General features: G+C 36.9%; 4 protein-coding genes and 1 pseudogene. All 5 read right to left on the reverse strand.

Translation table 11 applies throughout. The features are described 5' to 3' along the window. Positions 1–331 (reverse strand): IS6 family transposase (locus K9V48_RS27720; RefSeq protein ID WP_224142273.1); only part of this gene is annotated, 331 nt, incomplete at its 3' end. A 90-nt stretch (positions 332–421) separates the two neighbouring features. Continuing rightward, positions 422–691 carry an HPr family phosphocarrier protein gene (locus K9V48_RS27725; RefSeq protein WP_224142274.1) on the reverse strand — a complete coding sequence of 90 codons (270 nt, stop codon included), beginning with the start codon at positions 689–691 and terminating at the stop codon, positions 422–424. Positions 692–716: 25 nt separating this feature from the next. After that, positions 717–1,394 carry an LrgB family protein gene (locus K9V48_RS27730; protein WP_224142275.1) on the reverse strand — a complete coding sequence of 226 codons (678 nt, stop codon included), beginning with the start codon at positions 1,392–1,394 and terminating at the stop codon, positions 717–719. Continuing rightward, positions 1,384–1,761 carry a CidA/LrgA family protein gene (locus K9V48_RS27735; protein ID WP_224142276.1) on the reverse strand — a complete coding sequence of 126 codons (378 nt, stop codon included), beginning with the start codon at positions 1,759–1,761 and terminating at the stop codon, positions 1,384–1,386. The genes K9V48_RS27730 and K9V48_RS27735 overlap by 11 nt, the downstream gene beginning before the upstream one ends. A 400-nt stretch (positions 1,762–2,161) precedes the next feature. Further along, positions 2,162–2,312 (reverse strand): annotated as a pseudogene (locus K9V48_RS27740) (DDE-type integrase/transposase/recombinase); the annotation flags it as partial.

Consider the following 2,312-nt stretch of genomic DNA (forward strand, 5'->3'; position numbering starts at 1 on the left):
TTGTTTTACTTAGATAAAAATCAATGGTATTCCCTTCCGAGTCAACGGCACGATATAGATACATCCATTGACCTTTGACTTTCACATAGGTTTCATCGACTCTCCAGGAATCATTGGTTGTCTTAAGATAACGTCGTACTCGTTTATCTAATTCAGGTCCATATTGATGTACCCAACGCATAATGGTTGTATGAGCAATAGATAGTCCACGTTCTTCCATTATTTCGACTAAATCACGAAAACTGGGGTTGTACCTCAGGTACCATCTTACGGTTAATAAAATAAGATCAGGTTGATAATGTTTCCATTTGAATAGATTTTTCTTTTCCATACTGATCACGTCCTTTTTTAGAGTACTAGTATCAGTATGTCCAAGATTTAAAGATTAATTGTAAGTGTCTTGAAATTTTGCACCAGAACCTTAAAACCTACCTAAAAGTAAATTTTTTAGATCTTTTAGAGCAATTTCTGCATCTGATCCTGATGCACGTAACAAGGCGGTGCCGCCGCTTGTTATTCTGGCGACAAATACGCACATGCCAAGCAAACTCTTAGCATTGACCGTTGTTTCACTTGTTTCAATTAAAATGTAGCTGTTGAGTTGACTCATTTTTTCTACAAATTGGAGAATTTTTGATAGATCTATTCTGGAAGAGATTTGGCATAAAAAGGTAAGTTCATTCTTTTCCATCTTACGATCATCTCCTTAATTCAAGTTAAAGATTAATAAATAGTGAAGTGAGCAAGGACATAAACAAGGCGGAAGTAATCATGGCAATGCTTCCCATGGCTCCTTCTAATTCACCCCACTCAAATGCCCGGTTTGCTCCAATCGCTTGGGCGGAGGTACCTAATGCAAGTCCCCTGGCAATTTTACTTCTGATACGGCCGAATTTTAAAAGCAATGGTCCAGTGACAAGAGAAAAAACAGCAGAAGTGACTACAAACAAGGTTGTAAGGGCGGGGATTCCACCAAGAGATTGAGAAATAGACAGAGCAATAGGGGCCGTAACCGATTTCGGGATAAGAGAATACATCATTTCTTGATTCAAATGGATTATTTTGGCCAACAATACAATGGAAGCAGCGCCTGCTAAGGAGCCTGCCGTTACAGCAATAAAAATGATCAAAAGATGCTTTTTGATTAAATTTATTTGTTTGTATAACGGAACAGCCAAAGAAACAGTTGCTGTTCCTAAAAGCAGCGAGAAAACTCCAGTACCGGATGTATAATACGTGAAGTCAACATGAAATAAGGACAGTAGACAGATGATCGAAACCGTAACGGTATACAACGGATTCAACCATGCTTTGTTATATCGTCGAAATACCTTGATCCCAATCAGATAACTTATTACGGTGATGATGGTACATAAAAGAATGTTACCCGTCATTATTATTCCGCTCCCCCCTTTTGTTTTTGATTTCGTAATATTCTGCAGTAAATGCTGTAACAAGCAGTACAAGCAAACTGCTTGTTATTAAGATGAGAGCCAGTTTAAATCCTTCGGTTCGAAAATACCGCGTATAGTGTAAAATACCGACAGAAAATGGAATAAAAAGTAGCGTAATATGCTTAACATGCAACTGTGCAACCATTTCTACCCATGATAATTTACAAACCCCCAGAAGCAAAGCCAAAAACAATAAAGCCATACCAACGATACTCCCTGGAACGGGAAGATTTAACCATTTTACGAGTGTATTTGCAGTAAGATAAATAACCAGAATTGTAAAAAATTGAACAATAAAACGAATCACTTGGCTGACCCTCCAGTATACGGCTGACCTATCTAATGTTCTGTTGGATTATATGGCTTGGTGTTAGTATGTCATTTTATTTTAAGAGTTTCCTCAAATTTGTAAGGTTTTCTTACCTGAAATTTTCAAGTATTGGTAAATTATTGTTAGATTTTATTGCATTTTTTCAACATGAGTGGGTATCTTTTCTTTCCACATAGAGGAAATTTTAAAAAAATTACCTACTTTGAATAAACAGGCTTTTGTTCAAACAATCTTGCCTAGAGCAGAAGTTCCTTTTTTCGGTGCAATTATAGCTGCTATGACTGAAATTCCTCATGCTTTGATGTGAAAGAGCAGAAAGTCTTCAGCCTAATGATTGGAACCAAATAATAGTTTTTTCTGTAAACTGACACTAAACGACTCCACGATAAAAGTAAATCCATTGTCCTTTTACTTTTATATAGGTTTCATCGACTCTCCACGAGTCGTTTGTTTGCTTGAGATGACGCCGTACTCTTTCATCTAATTCAGGTCCATATTGATGAACCCAACGCATAATGGTTGTATGA

The sequence above is a fragment of the Metabacillus rhizolycopersici genome (genome assembly GCF_020075705.1).

Bases quoted from the DNA above. Each gene is read 5' to 3' on its own strand.
- K9V48_RS27725 (WP_224142274.1), bottom strand. From the start codon at position 691: ATGGAAAAGAATGAACTTACCTTTTTATGCCAAATCTCTTCCAGAATA.
- K9V48_RS27730 (WP_224142275.1), bottom strand. From the start codon at position 1,394: ATGACGGGTAACATTCTTTTATGTACCATCATCACCGTAATAAGTTAT.